The organism is Clostridium sp. FP1 (genome assembly GCF_011065975.2).
Classification (GTDB): domain Bacteria; phylum Bacillota; class Clostridia; order Clostridiales; family Clostridiaceae; genus Clostridium_AD; species Clostridium_AD tagluense.
In genome coordinates, this window is the sequence record NZ_JAAMNJ020000001.1 from 3,436,702 (window position 1) to 3,454,653 (window position 17,952).

At 30.1% G+C, this 17,952-nt stretch carries 20 protein-coding genes; 1 reads left to right on the plus strand and 19 read right to left on the minus strand.

Features of this window, described 5'->3' with window-relative positions; genetic code table 11:
• Positions 1–2 precede the first annotated feature (2 nt).
• The 13 genes from spoIIIAB to dapF all read right to left on the minus strand — a co-directional run bounded on the left by spoIIIAB (position 3) and on the right by dapF (position 9,963).
• The gene (gene spoIIIAB, locus G9F70_RS16805) at positions 3–521 is read right to left on the minus strand and encodes a stage III sporulation protein SpoIIIAB (protein WP_164944275.1); all 519 of its coding nucleotides are present in this window, start codon (positions 519–521) and stop codon (positions 3–5) included.
• 1 nt (position 522) lies between these two features.
• Positions 523–1,443: a stage III sporulation protein AA gene (spoIIIAA, locus tag G9F70_RS16810; RefSeq protein WP_411956022.1), complete on the minus strand. Its 921-nt coding sequence runs from the start codon at positions 1,441–1,443 to the stop codon at positions 523–525.
• A 173-nt stretch (positions 1,444–1,616) separates the two neighbouring features.
• Complete coding sequence (efp, locus tag G9F70_RS16815; RefSeq protein ID WP_164944276.1) at positions 1,617–2,174, minus strand: elongation factor P; 558 nt, start codon at positions 2,172–2,174, stop codon at positions 1,617–1,619.
• 347 nt (positions 2,175–2,521) lie between these two features.
• The gene (locus G9F70_RS16820; RefSeq protein WP_224617637.1) at positions 2,522–2,929 is read right to left on the minus strand and encodes a hypothetical protein; all 408 of its coding nucleotides are present in this window, start codon (positions 2,927–2,929) and stop codon (positions 2,522–2,524) included.
• 5 nt (positions 2,930–2,934) lie between these two features.
• A complete protein-coding gene (locus tag G9F70_RS16825; protein WP_164944278.1) occupies positions 2,935–3,375 on the minus strand; it encodes a hypothetical protein in 441 nt (146 codons plus the stop codon).
• A gap of 5 nt (positions 3,376–3,380) precedes the next feature.
• Positions 3,381–4,157 carry a hypothetical protein gene (locus G9F70_RS16830; RefSeq protein ID WP_164944279.1) on the minus strand — a complete coding sequence of 259 codons (777 nt, stop codon included), beginning with the start codon at positions 4,155–4,157 and terminating at the stop codon, positions 3,381–3,383.
• A 27-nt stretch (positions 4,158–4,184) separates the two neighbouring features.
• Positions 4,185–4,643 carry a hypothetical protein gene (locus G9F70_RS16835; RefSeq protein WP_164944280.1) on the minus strand — a complete coding sequence of 153 codons (459 nt, stop codon included), beginning with the start codon at positions 4,641–4,643 and terminating at the stop codon, positions 4,185–4,187.
• On the minus strand, positions 4,633–5,091 hold the full coding sequence (locus G9F70_RS16840) for a hypothetical protein (protein WP_164944281.1): 459 nt from the start codon (positions 5,089–5,091) through the stop codon (positions 4,633–4,635). Before G9F70_RS16840 ends, G9F70_RS16835 begins: the two co-directional genes overlap by 11 nt.
• On the minus strand, positions 5,088–5,534 hold the full coding sequence (locus G9F70_RS16845) for a type II secretion system protein (protein WP_164944282.1): 447 nt from the start codon (positions 5,532–5,534) through the stop codon (positions 5,088–5,090). The genes G9F70_RS16840 and G9F70_RS16845 overlap by 4 nt, the downstream gene beginning before the upstream one ends.
• Positions 5,515–5,958, minus strand: coding sequence for a type II secretion system protein (locus tag G9F70_RS16850; protein WP_164944283.1), 444 nt, complete (start codon positions 5,956–5,958; stop codon positions 5,515–5,517). Before G9F70_RS16850 ends, G9F70_RS16845 begins: the two co-directional genes overlap by 20 nt.
• Positions 5,959–6,043: 85 nt before the next feature.
• On the minus strand, positions 6,044–7,240 hold the full coding sequence (locus tag G9F70_RS16855) for a type II secretion system F family protein (protein ID WP_164944284.1): 1,197 nt from the start codon (positions 7,238–7,240) through the stop codon (positions 6,044–6,046).
• Positions 7,241–7,311: 71 nt separating this feature from the next.
• Positions 7,312–8,991 carry a GspE/PulE family protein gene (locus G9F70_RS16860; RefSeq protein ID WP_164944285.1) on the minus strand — a complete coding sequence of 560 codons (1,680 nt, stop codon included), beginning with the start codon at positions 8,989–8,991 and terminating at the stop codon, positions 7,312–7,314.
• Between the two features lie 150 nt (positions 8,992–9,141).
• Positions 9,142–9,963: a diaminopimelate epimerase gene (gene dapF, locus G9F70_RS16865; RefSeq protein WP_164944384.1), complete on the minus strand. Its 822-nt coding sequence runs from the start codon at positions 9,961–9,963 to the stop codon at positions 9,142–9,144.
• Positions 9,964–10,148: 185 nt separating this feature from the next.
• Here dapF and G9F70_RS16870 point away from each other — a divergent pair, with 185 nt between their 5' ends.
• Positions 10,149–11,888, plus strand: a complete 1,740-nt coding sequence (locus G9F70_RS16870) for an NFACT family protein (protein WP_164944286.1) — start codon at positions 10,149–10,151, stop codon at positions 11,886–11,888.
• Between the two features lie 158 nt (positions 11,889–12,046).
• On the opposite strand, the gene G9F70_RS16875 is transcribed toward G9F70_RS16870, so the two are convergent.
• The 6 genes from G9F70_RS16875 to lspA all read right to left on the minus strand — a co-directional run bounded on the left by G9F70_RS16875 (position 12,047) and on the right by lspA (position 17,862).
• The gene (locus G9F70_RS16875) at positions 12,047–12,505 is read right to left on the minus strand and encodes a hypothetical protein (protein ID WP_164944287.1); all 459 of its coding nucleotides are present in this window, start codon (positions 12,503–12,505) and stop codon (positions 12,047–12,049) included.
• Positions 12,506–13,000: 495 nt separating this feature from the next.
• Complete coding sequence (locus G9F70_RS16880) at positions 13,001–14,140, minus strand: class I SAM-dependent RNA methyltransferase (protein WP_164944288.1); 1,140 nt, start codon at positions 14,138–14,140, stop codon at positions 13,001–13,003.
• 209 nt (positions 14,141–14,349) lie between these two features.
• Positions 14,350–15,633: a uracil permease gene (gene uraA, locus G9F70_RS16885; protein WP_164944289.1), complete on the minus strand. Its 1,284-nt coding sequence runs from the start codon at positions 15,631–15,633 to the stop codon at positions 14,350–14,352.
• A 143-nt stretch (positions 15,634–15,776) separates the two neighbouring features.
• Positions 15,777–16,313, minus strand: coding sequence for a bifunctional pyr operon transcriptional regulator/uracil phosphoribosyltransferase PyrR (gene pyrR, locus G9F70_RS16890; protein WP_164944290.1), 537 nt, complete (start codon positions 16,311–16,313; stop codon positions 15,777–15,779).
• 184 nt (positions 16,314–16,497) lie between these two features.
• Positions 16,498–17,415, minus strand: coding sequence for an RluA family pseudouridine synthase (locus tag G9F70_RS16895; protein ID WP_164944291.1), 918 nt, complete (start codon positions 17,413–17,415; stop codon positions 16,498–16,500).
• Positions 17,416–17,862: a signal peptidase II gene (gene lspA, locus G9F70_RS16900; protein ID WP_164944292.1), complete on the minus strand. Its 447-nt coding sequence runs from the start codon at positions 17,860–17,862 to the stop codon at positions 17,416–17,418. It abuts the gene before it with no gap.
• Positions 17,863–17,952 lie beyond the last annotated feature (90 nt).

Genomic DNA, 17,952 nt, shown 5'->3' on the forward strand with positions numbered 1-17,952 from the left:
CCCTATATTAATACTATTACAATCATCGCCCCAAAAGAAAAACCTAAATATCTATACATTCTTATATTTTTATTCATAAAATCTTCTGATATTTTAATTTGTTTTTTTAAATTTGCAAGGGTCAATGAAAATATATTGATTTGACCTTCAATATCAGACTCTCCCAAAGTTTTAGATAAATCCAAAATAACATTTATATCATCAGAGTTTAGATATATTCTACTTTTTACTGAATTCATGGCACTGTTCATTGCCTCATAAACATTTTCATAGTTATTGCCTGATAATAATTCACTGGTTTTATTAAAAAGCTCCCCTATTGGCTCTTTGCTTTTTTGTGCTACACTTTTAAATGCATCCGGCAAAAGAGCATGTACATAAGTTATTTCATTTTGTAGTTGATATATCGCTCTTTGAACTTCATTTAGTTGAAAAACCCTATACTTTAACCTTTCACTATATATAAAACCAGCTATAGTTGAAGCAGTTACAATCACAACACATGCAATTATTTTAATCATATTATGACCTCCATATATCTGCACCTTTAGTAAAATCATAAATGCATTCTATTGTCCCAATACCTTTTTTGTTAGAAAGCACTATGCCTCTTGAAAATACGTAATTTTCCATGATATCTTTAAAAACCAATCTTTTATACAGGTCTTCAATTCCAAAGCCATGAATAGTTGTAATTAAACTAATACCAGAATTTAATGCCATTAAAATGCTTTCCATATCATTTTGAGTACCAATTTCATCACATACAATAACATCAGGTGACATACTTCTAATTGCCATCATAATCCCTTGGCTCTTGGGACAATTATCTAGTACATCCGTTCGAATGCCCACATCCATTTGTGGTATGCCTTTAAACGAACCTGCTATTTCAGACCTCTCATCAATTATAGAAACATTTTTACCATTAAAATTTTTATTTTTATCCCCCTGGGATATATGCCTCGTAATATCTCTAAGTAAAGTTGTTTTTCCACATTTAGGAGGAGATATAATAATTGTATTGTGTACTGAATTATTACACGTAATATAAGGCATTACGATGCCCGCACAACCAATAATTTCTTTACACGCTCTTATGTTTATAGATGATATATCTTTAATAGTTTTTATGCTATTATTCTCAATAACACAAATTCCACATAGTCCAACTCTATGTCCACCTTTTATAGTTATATATCCTTGCCTGATTTCGTCTTCAAAAGCATATATTGAGTAATTGCTTATTCTCTGCATTATATATTTAATATCTTCAGCCGTTGCAATATAATTCCAAATTTCTTCTTTATTACCAACATGTGTAAGTATAGGCTTGTTTACTTTTATCCTAAGCTCTTCAAGTTCCTGTATTTTATTAACCTGTTCTAATTTACTTCTAATAGTCATAGGTAATATTTCAAATAAATCTTTTGTAACTAAAATTTTTATCACCCTCTCATATATAATTTCTATTATAGGTTACTGTAAAATATTCCATATAAGTCTAAAAATTATTAGCTTGAACCATTCATTTTACATAATATATGTGATAAGTCTTCAAAAAAGAATAAAAAAAAAGAACCAAATTGGCTCTTTTTAAATATATAATCTATAGCTTATACTCTTAGCATATAGTCACCATTTCTGGTATCTATTCTTATAGTTTCGCCTTCATTAACGAACATTGGAACTTGAATTATTGCTCCTGTTTCTACAGTAGCTGGTTTTGTTACACTTGAAGACGTATTACCGCGAACACCTGGTTCAGTAGCTGTTATAACTAGTTCTACAAAATTTGGAGCTTCCACTGAGAAAGCCTCATTCTTATAAAATTTTATTACAGCAAACATGTTTTCTTTTAAGTATCTTATGGCATCTTCAACTTTTTCGTAGTTAAGTGGTATTTGTTCATATGTTTCTTGATCCATAAAGTAGTATAATCCATCTGCTGCATATAAGTACTGCATTTCTTTTCTTTCTATAACCGCTTCTTGTAGTTTTGTAGTTGGATTAAAGGTTTTTTCTGTAACCCCTTGGTTAATAACATTTCTTAACTTAGTTCTAACAAAAGCGGCCCCTTTACCAGGTTTTACATGTAAAAATTCTATTACTGTGTAAACTTGTCCACCTTCATCAAATGTAGTTCCTTTTCTTATATCTCCTGCTGAAATCATTAAGTATCCCTCCAAAATTCATTGTTAATTCAATTAACCCATTATATTATAACCTTATTAGATATATTAATACCAATTTCTACAATTATATTGTAGAAATCTTTTTATCCCAGTAAATTTAAATTTGACCCGTTTATAATTCAAATTTCCCTATGTAAAAATCGCTTTAAAATTTTTCTTATAATCTCAGTAAATGTAAACATTACAGTGGAACAATGTTATTTTATCAAAACTTAATGATATTTGCAAATATAATTATATAATATTTAAATAATCTTTATCTTTTTCATAATTATACCACTTAATCATCTTCTTGAGGCTAAAATATTAAGGCTATCACCCATAATTTACTTGTTTTTTTTAAAATCAATACTTATAGTTGTAGTTTTAGATTCCTTATTAATATTAATACTGTTTATGCTTAAAAGACTCTTACTTTCATTTAAAGAATATAATGAAGTATTCAATAATTTTATATCTCCCCTGTAATCTACTTGGACATTACATTTCTCCTGTCCTATCATATTGATAGTTTTCACTCCAAAATCACTATTTCTTCCTATAAGTTCCAAAATGTCACTGTATCCATATTTTTCTACCACCACAGGGTTTTTATCCACTTTAATATTAACTACGTCTTGGTTTTTAATAAAGTTAAATTTATGCGCTACAAAAATAAGTTTAAAAGACAAAATCCCCATTATAATTAGTAAAATAAATAGAATCCATTTAAATTGTCTGTTTTTATACATCATTATACCTATAATATAACTTTAAAGTTAAACTTCCCTTCATTTTTAATGTTTGGAGTTAATTTTTTAATGGAATATTTATCTTCTATGAGTCTTACTACACGAATATATTCCTCATAGTTATTAACTTCTATATCTATTTCCAAATTATTTTTTGTTATATTAATATTCTTGTAGGTGAAATTATTATTCTCAAAAAATTTGCTTATTTCTTTATGCTTTTCAATAATAATTCTATCTTTTCCAGCAGTTTCTATAATATTAACAGCTTTATTTTCACTAGCTTTCTCGCCAGCCACATTTTTTATCCCATTAGAAATATTAAATATGAGGCTTATCAAAATAATGTTTACTATTAAAACTATTTTAATACATAATTTAACTTTTTTATTCCATATTTCACTTTTTCTATCTTCGTACCAATTTGGAATGAATGTTTTTTTCACCATAACATCTACCCTTTTATTATCATATATTTTAGCAATTGTTCCCTTTTTAAATTTTCTAATATTTCCTTAGGCAATGTAAGATATCTGAATTCTTCTATATTTAACCCTTCCACATTTACATAATATATTTTTTTACATAGTTTAGCATAGTCGTTGTACTTATCTAAAAACTCATTCATTGCATATGAAAATTTAAACAATAGCAAATCCACAACCCTAACAATAGTATTAGCCACAATTTCATCATTATTACATATTATCAAGTATAAAATATCATTGTAATAAAAAACCAATATATAGTTTTTCTCATAGATTTTGTTACAATAGTAATCTTTAAAACAAAACTGAATTAAGTTTACTTTTTTTAAACTGATATTATTATCACTGGAGCTTTCTAATACGTTTAGCTTATTTCCACTAAGGCAAAAAACTAATATTTCCATATTAAATTTATCTTTTTTAATAAGCTTATAAGTAAATGAAATATGCTCTATGTCTTTATAATAGTATCTTAGTTCATTTTTAATCAAATCATTAATTAGATGTTTTTTCACCAGCGGTAGGTTTATCATTTTAATATATACTGTCTCCCCCTCGACAAGAACATATAGGTTTTTGTTCTTTATATCCATTTCAAAATCTTTTGTATTGAGAGTATCCTTATAATATGTATTTCTGCAGGCTATAGTATTAACTCTATTTAATATTCTGTTTTTTGAAAATTCTGTGCCTGAAATTCTTTCTGCTGAAACTTCTAAAAGCATATTCCTTCTAAATTTCATTTTTTCCACCACCATTTATTGTTATAATCACTTATTTAAAGGTTCAGCCACTTGCCCAGTGTGTGGCACTTTATACTCTGTTTTTATAAATACCATATGAAAACTTTCACCAATAGATTGTAATTCAAAGTAATCATTTCTATTTGCACCATACTTGTAAGGTGTTGTAAAAATGAACTCATTGCTTTTATTAGAATAGTTCACCTCCGCTTTTTCATACTTTACTATGTAGCTTTTAGAATTGTAAAAAAACTCATTTATCCCTTTTTTTATTTCTTCTTTATTTTCATTAATATAAGTAAAAAATAAAGTCATTAGGTATTCACTGTATCTTTGATATTCATCCTCTTTAAGTAGATATACTTTAGTACTTTTGGAATACTTTACTTCTGACAGTTGAATGTCAAATATATACATCATTATAGTTAAACAAATAATTCCTACTAAAGTAATATAAACCATTATAAATCCCTTTTTAGTTTGCATTTTCTATCGCTAAACACCTCTCAATGCTTTGACCATTATGCCAGGTAACTTTAATATAAAGAGTTTTTCTGGTTCTTCTGGCCACAAAGTCTTTCACATCATCTATAATTACATTTTTATGGGAATTTTCTACAGGTGTAATATTCTTTGTACCATACAAGATATAAAGATTTCCATTGATACATTTTATGTAATTTATGGTGATTCCATCAGAATAATTTATTTTAATAATATTATCCTCAGTTGTTATTGTACTTGCATCCTCATTAACTTCTTTTTCTATTATTGCTATGGCTTCGTTTAAATAATTAAACCCTTCATTTTCTAATACATTATTTTTATAATTTTTCAAATATGAGATAAGCATACTATCTACAACCCCCACCATTAAAAATACCAAGCCCATAACAATTACTATTTCTATAAGTGTAACTCCACTTTTTTTCATTTATGATCGCCTTTATAGAAATTACACTGTAATTCTATAATATTCTTTGGACCCCCAGAATGTAATGATAAGCTTAAAGTGTATACCTTAAATTCACATTTTAAAAAGCTCAATTCTATATAGGGATCCGTAAGTATTGCTTCCTCTGAAAACACGTCCAATACTCCGCTTTGAATTTTATTCAAAGTCATATTTTCCTTATTTACAAAAACTCTGTTATTTTTCTGTAACCCTTCTAACTCCTCAAAGGTCATAGAATATATAATATTGTTTTTAAGGCCCTCCATTATGGATACATTATTATTTATAGTTTTAATATCTTTTTTTATATTATGAGAAGTTAGGTCAAAGGACATCATGCAAATGAAAATGGTAGAGAATATTCCTAGGCTACATAGTACCTCAAGCAATGTAAATCCTTTTTTACTTATTGATTTTGACATATGACGTACCTACTCTCATTGTAATTTCCTGTTCTATTGAATTATTATCCTTTAATATTATTGTGCATGCATCATTACTAAAACCATCCTTATCAATTTCAATTTTTCCATTTATTCGTCTACCTTGAACTTTATATAAGGTTATCTCCTTTGTGAATGCTAGTGTTTTTACCGTATTACGGTCATTTTCTAAATTCATTTCATTTTTTCCTATATCAAAAGTTATTTTTGCACTACAAGAATTTTCTCTGCAATACATCTTTGAATTATTAATAAAACCTACTGTTGCATTGCAATAATAATCTAAATCCACTTTATTTTTTACTGATTTATGGAATCTTAGAGAAATAACGCTACAGCCTGCAATCATGCTCATAATTGCTATAACTAATACCATCTCAATTAATGTAAATCCCTTACGCATAATTTCACCTTCCTTACTAAATCATCATCTGTGCTAATGAACAGCACCATCGGTGATGAACAGCACCATAGGTGCTGAAATGTCTTTAAAATTTGCCTGCGGAGTCCATAACGCTTAGCATTGGTAGCATAACCGCTAATATTATTGTACCTATCATAACTCCTAAAAATATTATTAGAATTGGCTCTAGTAGTGCAGTAGCTTTTTCTACATTTTCCTCTGCATCTTCATAGAAGATGTCTGCAGCTATTAAAAACATGCCATCTAAATTACCGGTTTCTTCTCCTATTTTCACCATAGCCACAAAAAATTGTGGGAATAGGTTCATTTCATTTAAACAGCTTGATAAATCTCCCCCTTTCTTAATGTCACTTGAAACTGTTTTAAGTTTTAGCTTAAAATATCTATTTCCAATAATATCATGGATTATTTCAAAAGCTTTTAAAAGACCCACGCCACTAGTTAGCAATATATTAAGCCCTCTAGTAAATCTTGTATAAATGAGACGTTTATATACTGGGCCTAATATTGGGCAAATAAATTTAAATTTGTCAAAATCCATCTTGCCCTTTTCTGTTTTAAAGTATTCTATAGAAATAAAAATGAGAGTTAAATTTATCATTAAAATCCATAAAAAATTTGCTCCTAAAAAGTTACTCATCCCTAAAACCAGTCTGGTGATTAATGGAGTTTTTGCATGGAAAGAATTTAAATTTGTAATAAATACGGGAATTACTTTTATAAACAAAAAAAATGATACAATTGTTAATGTAACAAATACTGTGCAAGGATAAATCATTGAATTCGTGAATTTTTTTAACAGCTTATGCTCTTTTTCATAATACCCTGCCAATTCTTCTAGAATTATATCTAGCTTTCCACTCTCTTCACCTAAATAAATCATATTTATCATAAACTCTGGGTATACATTTATAGTTTTTTTCATACTCTTATGCAGTGAATTACCCTTTTGTACATTTTCCCTAATGCTTAGGAGACTCTTTTTTATTGACTTATGTACCATTTGTTCATAAAGCAAATTAAGAATGTCACATATAGGAATGCCTGATTTAATACATATTGAAAATTGTCTGCAAAACATAGATATAGTTTTCAAATTAGGTTTAGTAGAAATTTCAGTTATTTTTTTTATATTCCTACACTTTATTAAAAATAATTTTTTTTCGCGTAATTCAAGTGCTAAATCTTCTATACTATCACTACACGTAGTACCCTTTATTGTTATTCCGTTGAATGTTTTGGCCATATATTTAAATCTCATATTATATTTCACCTATCACTAATTCTCTTTTTTTAAAAAACTAGTCCAATACCAATCTATTATGGTAAGACTTATTTAAAATTGTAGCTATAAGTAGCATTTATAAATTCTTCTATGGATGTTACACCATTGCGCACTGAAGCCCTGCAAGTCTCCATAAAAGAATCTGATTTCTTTTCATTACAATATTTCCAAAGCTCATCACTTATGCCACTTCTTGCTATAATAGATTTATGAACATTATCTAATTTCAGTAATTCATATACCACTGTTCTACCTTTATATCCAGTTCCATTACATTTATTACACCCCACTCCTTTATATATTTTCTCTCCATTATTAAATCCTAAATGCTCAAATTCGTCATTAGTAATCTCATATTCCATTTTACAAGTGGAGCACAATTTTCTTATTAATCTCTGAGCAAGTACTACAACTAATGAATCTGCAACTAGATATGATGGAATACCCATATCTATCAGCCTGGATATTGACGTAGTTGCATCATTTGTATGAAGACTTGTTAATACTAAATGTCCTGTTATTGATGCCCTCACAGCAATTTGTGCCGTTTCTTCATCTCTTATTTCTCCAAGCATTATTATATCTGGATCTTGCCTCAAAATACTTCGGAGCCCGGTTGAAAAAGTAAGACCCGCTTTATTATTTACGTTTACTTGATTAATTCTAGGCATATTATATTCTATTGGATCTTCTATCGTAACGATATTTTTACTTTTACTATTAATTTCATTTAGCAGTGCATATAGTGTTGTTGATTTTCCGCTTCCTGTTGGTCCTGCAACGACAATCATTCCATGAGAAAGCTTTAATATATCCTTTAAAATCATAACCTTATCGCAGCTAAAGCCCAATGAGTCTAAATTTATAAACCTCTCTAACTTGTATAAAACTCTTATAACTAGCTTTTCTCCATACATTGTTGGCAGCGAAGATACCCTAAAATCATAGTCTATTCCATCAATATTTTCAGTTATTTTTCCATCTTGTGGAATTAATTTAGTGGCTATATCCATGTTTGCCATTATTTTTATTCTTGTACATAGTGATTTATATACGTTACTTGGAATTTGATTTATCTCATTTAGAATACCATCTACTCTCATACGAAGTATGGCAAAATCCTTAAAAGGCTCTAGATGAATGTCACTAGCTTCTGCATTTACGGCTTGCTTTAAAAGGGAATTTGTTATTCTTATAACTGGTGCATTTTCAGTAGAAAATTCTGAATGTGCCTCTTCATTTTTTTCACTTTCCTCTAGCATATATTCTTTTCTCATTTCTTCCACTGCCACATCCACAATTTGTTTTCCATAACAGTTTTCAATAGCCTGGTCTATATTGCTACACAGTGCAAAAAATATTTTTATTTTTTTGTTTGTTATAAATTTAAGTTCATCAATAACTTTTATTTCAAATGGATTTGAAAAAGCAACATGTACTTCATTACTATTATCATAAAAAGGTATTAAGCCGTATCTGTCAGCTACCTCCCTAGATATTAGTTTAAACGCTTGATTTTTTTTACTATTAGATTCAAGCTCCGTATAAGATATGTTAAAATCATTTTCTAATATTAAAATAAGCTGATTTAAATCTATTTTTAAGTCCCTTAAAATTATTTGTTCTTCACTACACCCTCTTTTAAATGAGTCCTCTTTTATCTGTATACGTTCTTCCTCTGTAATTAGGTTTTTGTCTAATAATAATTGAAGTAAATTTTTTTTCATATTATTTTACCTTTTCTAATATTTGATTTTCATAGGATATCCTTTTTTAATTTTTGTCCACTTTCACAATTTTATTCACCTTTTAGATCAGAAATTTTCGACAAAATAAAAAACAACTGTACTATTGTTAAATAGACAGCTGTTTTAAAATTAATTTAGAAAAAATTTGCCTTCAAAGGTTATTTCCGCTGGTCCTTCCATTAGAACCTCATCTTTAGCAATCTCTACAGTAATTACTCCACCGGGAACCTGTACTTCTGCCTTTTTATCAATATATCCTAGTCTATTTGCTGCTACTACAGATGCACAACTACCAGTACCACAAGCTAATGTTGGTCCTGCACCCCTTTCCCAAGTTTTCACCCTTATCACATTTCTTCCTACTATTTCACAAAAATTTACATTTGTTTTTTCAGGAAATAGGTCGAGACGTTCAATAAATTTTCCTTCCTCAACCTGATACTCTTCCTGCTTGCCAAAAACAATAGTATGTGGCACCCCCATAAACATTGAAGTAATGTAATACTCTTTATTACTAACCTCTATCTTTTTATTAATTATTTCTGACTTAGATAAAGCAGGAATACTACTGGGATTAAAATTATATTTTCCCATATTTATATTTACGCTTTCAGCGAATCCATCTTTAATGCATATATTAGCCAGCTTTACACCATCACCAGTTTCTATTTTCACATTTTCCTTTTGCACATATTTCTTTTCAAAAACATATTTAGCAAAGCACCTTATGCCATTTCCACACATGGATGCATAAGAGCCATCCGCATTAATAATTATCATCTGAATATCTGCTATATTACTTTTTGTAACTATTAAAATCCCATCTGCACCTATTCCAAAATGCCTATCACAAAGTTTTATAGCCAGGCCTTCCAAATTAGCATATTTGCCCTTAAAATCTTCAATAACAATAAAATCATTTCCCGTTCCCTGCATTTTTGTAAAATTTATAATTTCCAAATAGCTCCTCCTTTTTGCAATACAACTAGTATGACTTTTCAATAATTTTCTTTAATGGTATAATATAAATATAACTTAACTTATTAATATTATATTATATAATGTATTATTTACAAAGCATAAGTGCATAATTTTATAAAGTTTTAAAGACGTTTCAGAAGGAAAGGGTGATACGTATGGCATTAGATGGGATTTATTTATCTAGCCTCATTGAGGAAATAAAAGATGTTATTATAGATTGCAGAGTTGATAAAGTAACCCAACCAGAAAAAGATGAGATCATATTAAGTTTTAAAAAGAATAGAAAAATATATAAGTTATTAATAAGTTCAAGTTCAAATTATCCTAGAATTCATTTTACAGAATTTAATAAAGAAAACCCAGCACAAGCACCTATATTCTGTATGGTTTTAAGAAAATATTTAAATACTGCCACAGTTTTAGATGTAAGACAATTAAACTCCGATAGATTGTTAATTATCGACTTTAAAAGTAGTGATGAATTAGGCTTTGATAGTGTCTACTCTTTGATAATTGAAATAATGGGTAGGCATAGTAACATTAGCTTAGTCCGTACCCGTGATAATTTAGTTATGGATAGCATAAAACACGTTACAGCAGATGTAAACACTTTTAGAGTTTTATTTACTGGTGTAGAATATGCATACCCTCCTATTTCTACAAAACTAAATCCTTTTAATTTTACTTATGAGGAGTTCTATGAGTATATAACCACTAAAGAAATACACTACGCTGAAAAATTCTTTACAGGTACTTTCACAGGAATAAGTTCTAAACTATCCTCTGAACTCTTATATAGGTATTCTTTTGAACATAAAAGTTTTGATTTAGAACATGCCAAACACATTTATGATTTTACAGTAAATATGTTTAAGTCACTATCTAAAAATACTTTTTTAGCTTCCTATACTGTGAAAGGTAAACTAGAAGATTTCCATTGCGTTAAACTAACCTCTTTAAAAGATTGTGAATACGCAGAGTATGATTCACCCTCTAAATTAATAGAAAATTTTTATTTTCAAAAGGATAACCACGATAGATTAAATTCTAAAAGTGCAGGTCTTCAAAAAATAGTTCATAATAACATTAATCGTTGTGATAAAAAAGTAAAAATACTTAAAGAAACTTTAAAAGAATGTGATACTAAAGGCGCCTATAAGTTAAATGGCGAACTCTTAACTGCAAATATATACTCCCTTAAAAAGGGTGACAAGTTTGCTAGCGTAGTTAATTATTATAGTGAAGATGGAGCCTTTGTTAAAATAAAACTTGATGAAAATAAAACTCCCTCACAAAATATTCAGTACTACTTCAAAAAATATAACAAATTTAAGATAGCAGAAGAAATGGCCATAATTCAAATGAATCTTACTGAAAATGAATTAAAATATCTTCATTCTGTACTCACTAACATAATAAATGTAGAAAACTATAATGGAATTGAAGATATTAAAAATGAATTAATAGAAACTGACTATATTACATTTAAAAAACATAATAAAGGTAAAAATAAAAAGGCAAAGCCAACAAAGCCCATGCATTTTGTTTCAAGTGATGGAATAGATATTTATGTGGGTAGAAATAATATTCAAAATGACTTTTTAACATTAAAGCTTGCTAATAAAAATGATATGTGGCTTCACACAAAGGATATCCCAGGTTCCCACGTTATTATTAAAAACTTTGGTGATATACCTGAAACCACACTACTGGAAGCTTGCAACTTATCAGCATTTTATAGTAAATCTAAGGATTCTTCTAGTGTACCTGTTGATTATACAGAAGTGAAAAATGTAAAGAAGCCCTCAGGTGCAAAACCTGGAATGGTTATTTACTCTACAAATAAAACTATGTATATAACTCCTAGCGAAAGCACTTTAAAAAGGGTTGAATAAAAAATATGATATTATCTTATACCCTCACTTATAGAATTAATGGGTGCATTTTCGAGGTGTATATATAACAACTAACACATTAAATATTATACATTTTAACAATAGAAAAAGCAGAGGGTTTAAACACAGCCTTCTGCTTATATTTTGAGGTATTGCCTTTAACTTATCTTTCGTATCTGTACTTGTTCAGGTAAATTTTCTTTTAGAATAGTAATATCTTTATCGTAATCACTCTTTTTAAAATGAAATGTTTGCTCCATAAACCCACCTGCTAACTTAACCTTTATATCCTTTGAACTAATTACAATAACTTTTTCAATTTCATTCCATAATACAATCTCTTTATATCTATACATTGATATGAAACCTTTTGAGTTAATTCCTTGTTTAATCCATATGCTTACAAACATAACAATAGCTAACACTCCTATTACATAATGAACCCAGGTATTCGCATAAAAATATATAATACCTATGAAAATGATCACACAAAACAATACAGTAATAATTTCTACATACGTTTTTCTTGTTGGCATTATTAATTCTTTCATGTATCTTAACTGTTTTAAAATAATCGCAATAAAAGATAATGGAATAATAATATCAAAAATACTCATTCAAACTCTCTCCTTCACAAGTAATTTTAGTTGTTTATATTTAGTGTTCCTTTTATTCATGTCCTAAGTTTTTACGACTATCAAACAACTTACAGATAGATTGTACCATTTGATACCATGAAATAACCTTCATTCATCAAAATATAAGACAAAAATAATGGAATGAATATATGTATAATATATCCATTCCATTATCTTCATTTAGAAATTCTCATAAACCTTCCGCAGTAACATGCATAATAGTATGAGCTTTCTCCAAAGTGACTTGCAATAAGAAGCGCAGTAACATTGAAATTTAATTTAGAAATTCTTCTTTTTTCAATATAAAATTCTCGTAAGCCTGCCAGGACGGCAGGCTAGCGAACCTGAGCCAGGAAGGCGAATGTGAGTGTTAGAGAAATTTATATTGGAAAAAGATTAGAATTTCTTAATAAAATTTCACGTTTTAAGCTCTTATTGCAAGGCACGTAGGAGAAAGCTCATAGGGATACACTCTTACTCTTCTTTTTTCTTTCTAGGTATTTCTTTTATATATTGGTAATAATAACATAAAAGTCTTCCATTATATAATTTCCTATTTTTATCTGCTTTCTTTCCAAATTCCTTCTGAAATTCACCATTAGCGGTTATGACAAAGCAGGACCATTCATTTAGACTCTCATACATCTCTCCAAAATCAATATGAAGTTTTTTTACTTCTGTTGCCTCTCCTATTCTCTCTCCATAAGGTGGATTTGTTATTATAACTCCATATTTCTGCCTAGAGGTAAAACTTTGCATTGGTATTTTTTGAAATTTTATAAAGTCCTTAACTCCTGCTTTTTCGGCATTAGCTATGGCTGTTCTAAGTAAACCTCCATCAATATCTGAAGCTAATATTTCAATTTCATTGTTATTTACAGTTTTTCTTGCACCTTCGCGTACTTGCTCCCATATATCAGTCTCAATATTTGGCCAAGTTTCACTGACAAATTTTCTATTTATCCCTGGAGCAATATTTTTTGCTATAAGGGCCGCTTCTATGGCTATAGTCCCAGAACCACAAAGGGGGTCAGCTAAAACCCTTGAACTATCCCATTTACTTATTAGCACAAGGGCTGCAGCTAAAGTCTCTTTAAGTGGTGCCTCGCCAGCATATTCCCTATATCCTCTTTTATGTAGTCCCACACCTGAAGTATCTACGGATAGCGTTACTATATCCCTTAGAATTGCAACCTCTATCTTATACTCTGGTCCCTTCTCTGAAAACCACTCACTATCATATTTTTTCTTCATAGACTCAACTACTGCCTTTTTTACTATGCCTTGGCAATCTGGCACACTGTGAAGCTGTGATTTTACAGATTTACCTACGATATGCATATTACCGTCTTCTGGTATTAAATTGCCCCAATCTACGGCTAAGGTGCCTTGAAATAGCTCTTCAAAAGACAAGGCCTTAAATTCAGCCATCTTTATAAAAAGTCTTTCTGCTGTTCTTAGCCAAGTATTGCATATAGCAATGTCCATTTCATCGCCTTCAAAAGTTACTCTTCCATTTTCAACCTTTAGATCTTCGTATCCTAGTGCTTTTAGTTCTTTTGCTGTTACTGCTTCTATTCCAAAAGTAGTAGTGGCAATTAAAGTATACATCATATATTATCGCTCCTATTTCTTCTTTTCTTTAGTCATCTTAAAAAAATAGCTAGTCAGTATGCTAGTTACTCATTTAAGATACTTTATTGTTAGTATAACTCATATTATAATATCTCTATTTCTTATTATTGTCTAGAAATTTTAAATTTCAATCTAAATAAAAACAAAAGTGCCAGAATTAAATCTGACACTTCTGTTAAAAAATCATATTAATTATCTCCTGACTTACTCTTTTCAGGTAAAACTAAGTTCAGTATTATGCCCACCAAGGTTGCAAGGGCTACCCCTGCAATCTCAAATTCTCCACCTGCAAATGGGAACTTAATACCTCCTCCACCAACACCTAAAACTATTATCACTGAAGCAATTATAAGATTTCTCTTTTTACTAAAATCAACTTTGTCCTCCACAAAAATTCTAAAACCAGAGGATGCAATTATTCCAAATAACATAACACTAACTCCCCCAATTACTGGAAGTGGAATATTTCCTATTACTGCTGAAACTGGTCCTATAAAGGATAATATAATTGCTATTATTGCAGCTCCTCCAATTACCCAAACGCTGTAGACCTTTGTGATTGCCATAACTCCTATATTCTCACCGTAAGTGGTATTAGGCGGTCCTCCTACAAACCCTGCAAACATTGTAGCAATTCCGTCTCCTAGGATTGATCTATGTAGCCCTGGATCTTTTGTGAAGTCACGGCCACAAACATTACTTGTAACATATACATGACCAATATGTTCGGCAAGTGTTACGAAAGCTACTGGTGCCATAAGCATAATAGCATTTATGTTAAAGGTTGGCAAAACAAAACTTGGTAATGTAAAAAATCTAGCCTTACCTATTTCCTGTAGAACTTCCTTTGGAATTACCCCAAGTAACATAGAAAGTGCATATCCAATTACCATTGCAATGAGTATTGGTACTACCCCGAAAAATCCTTTGAAATACATAGTACCTATTATAGCAATTGCAAGTGTTGTCATCGATACAAGTATCCATGCGCCTCTAGATACACCCTCAAGTGCTGGTGTTGTAAAGGATGAATTTAGCCCTGCCCAATTTATTGCAACTGAAGCGAGACTTAGTCCTATTACAATTACAACAGAACCTACCACCACTGGAGATAGCATTCTATCTAACCATTTGGTTCCTGCAAATTTAATAATTAAAGCTACAATTACATATACAAACCCTGCTGCAATAATTCCTGATAACATAGAACTTTGGCCATATGCTTTTGTGGCCACACCCATAGGTCCAATGAACGCAAAGGATGATCCTACATATGCAGGAAGCCTAGCCTTTGTACATAAAATATATAGTAACGTTCCCACCCCACTACAAAACAGTGCAATTGAAGGACTAAGACCTGTAAGCATTGGTACAAGTATAGTGGCTCCTACCATAGCAAATAAGTGTTGGAAGCTTAATGGGAGAGTCTTCATGATTGGTAATCTTTCATTAACATCTACAATATTATTCATTTGTTCCTCCTTTTAGTCTCACGGACTATTTTAAAAGATTATTTATCTTCTTCGAAGCTATGCATCTTCTTCGAAGCTATGCATCTTCTTCGATGCTATTTATCTTCTTCGAAGCTATTTATCTTATCGAAGCTGAGATGTGGTTATATCTCATATATACTTACTGAGTCAATTTCATCAATTTCTAAAAGCTCCACAGAAATCATTTCTTTTCCTGAAGTAGGTATGTTTTTTCCTACATAATCTGCTCTAATAGGTAACTCTCTGTGTCCCCTATCTACTAAAACGGCGAGTTGTATCATTTGAGGCCTACCACTAGCTATTATGGCATCAATTGCAGCTCTGGCAGTTCTTCCGGTATACAATACATCATCTACTAAAATTATTTTTTTACCTCTTACATCTATACCCAAATCTGCATTGTTTAAAACCGGTTGCTCATTTATAGCGCTAAGATCATCTCTATATAAAGTAATATCAACACTACTTACTGGGACTTTAGTTCCTTCAATCTGCTCTATTAAAAGAGCGATTCTTTTTGCAATTGGTACTCCTCTTCTTTTTATCCCCACAAGGATAATATCCTCTATACCCTTATTTTTTTCAATAATTTCATGTGCTACTCTTGTCAATGTTCTTTGTATAGCTTTTTCATCTAATAGCACTGATTTAAATTCCATATACTTTGCCCCCTATTAAATAATAATTATTTATTTTCATTTTTAAAATATAAAAAAGCCTTTACCATAAAGGTAAAGGCATACTATACACATAATAGTATTGCTATCATTATCCTTATGTTCTCTCTGGAACATTTAAAGGCATAAGTATTTAATTTAACAACATATTATCACATATTATGTTCTATTTCAACTCATTTCTTAACTTGATTATAATTTTTTCAAAATAATTTGGAAGTGGTGAAACAAATTCCATGTATTCATTAGTACTTGGATGTATAAATCCAAGCATTTTCGCATGAAGAACCTGCCCTTTTAAATTAAAATGCTGCTTTTTAAATCCATATATCAAATCCCCTACTAAAGGATGTCCTATCTTTGCCATATGTACTCTTATTTGATGAGTTCTTCCTGTTTCTAAGTTACATTCTAATAATGTATGGCTTTCAAACCTTTCTATTACTTTATAGTGGGTAATAGCCTTCTTGCCACTTTCTACTACTGCCATTTTTATCCTATCTTTAGGGTGCCTTCCAATAGGTTCATCTACTGATCCTTCATCTTGCTTAATTATACCTTCTACAAGGGCTACATAACTTCTTGTCATTGAATGATCTTTAAGCTGCTCTGCTAAAGAGTTATGTGCATTATCATTTTTAGCTACTACAAGGGCTCCAGATGTATCCTTATCGATTCTATGAACTATTCCTGGCCTTAGAACACCATTAATGCCTGATAGGTCCTTGCAATGGTATAGCAGTGCATTAACTAAGGTGCCACTATAATTTCCTGGCGCTGGGTGAACCACCATATCCTGTGGTTTATTAATTACAACTACATCACTATCTTCATATATGATGTCCAAGGGTATATCTTCTGCCTGAACGTCTAACTCTGTAGCCTCTGGAATGGATAAAGTAATTATTTCATCCACTTTTAATTTGTAATTACTTTTTCTCATTTTGCCATTTACAAACACCGCTCCACCTTCAATTATTCCTTGAACGTATGACCTGGATTTATTTTCTAATTCATTAGAAATAAATACATCTAACCTTGTACCAACTGAATCCTCATTAACTTTATACTCAAAACTGTCCATTTATACCTCATCCTTTACTATAGAAATTGCTAAAATCAAAGTACCCACAACTACTAACATATCCGCTATGTTAAATGTTGGGAAATAATATATATCTTTATAATGAAGTAAAATGAAGTCTACTACATATTTATAAAATAGTCTATCATATAAATTTCCAAGTGCCCCACTTATAATTAGCGCGAAGCTTATTCTCAGGAATTTTGATTTTGGTTTATATCTAATAATATAATATATCATTCCTGATATAACAAGTAGAGTAACTAACGCTAGCAATATGGTTTTGTTTTGCAAAATTCCAAAAGCTGCTCCTCTATTTTCTAAATATTCTAATCCGAAAAAATCTTTAATTAATATAATTCCATTATTATCTTTTAAAGAACCAAGGGCCCAAACTTTAGCTAATCTGTCCAATAGCAAACCTAAAAAAATAATTAATAGTTCCATACCCTTCCCCCCCTATAGATAAGCATATATTGCAGGAATATGTTTTTTACCTAAATATCTCTAAACTCATTCAATGCAATATATGCTTTT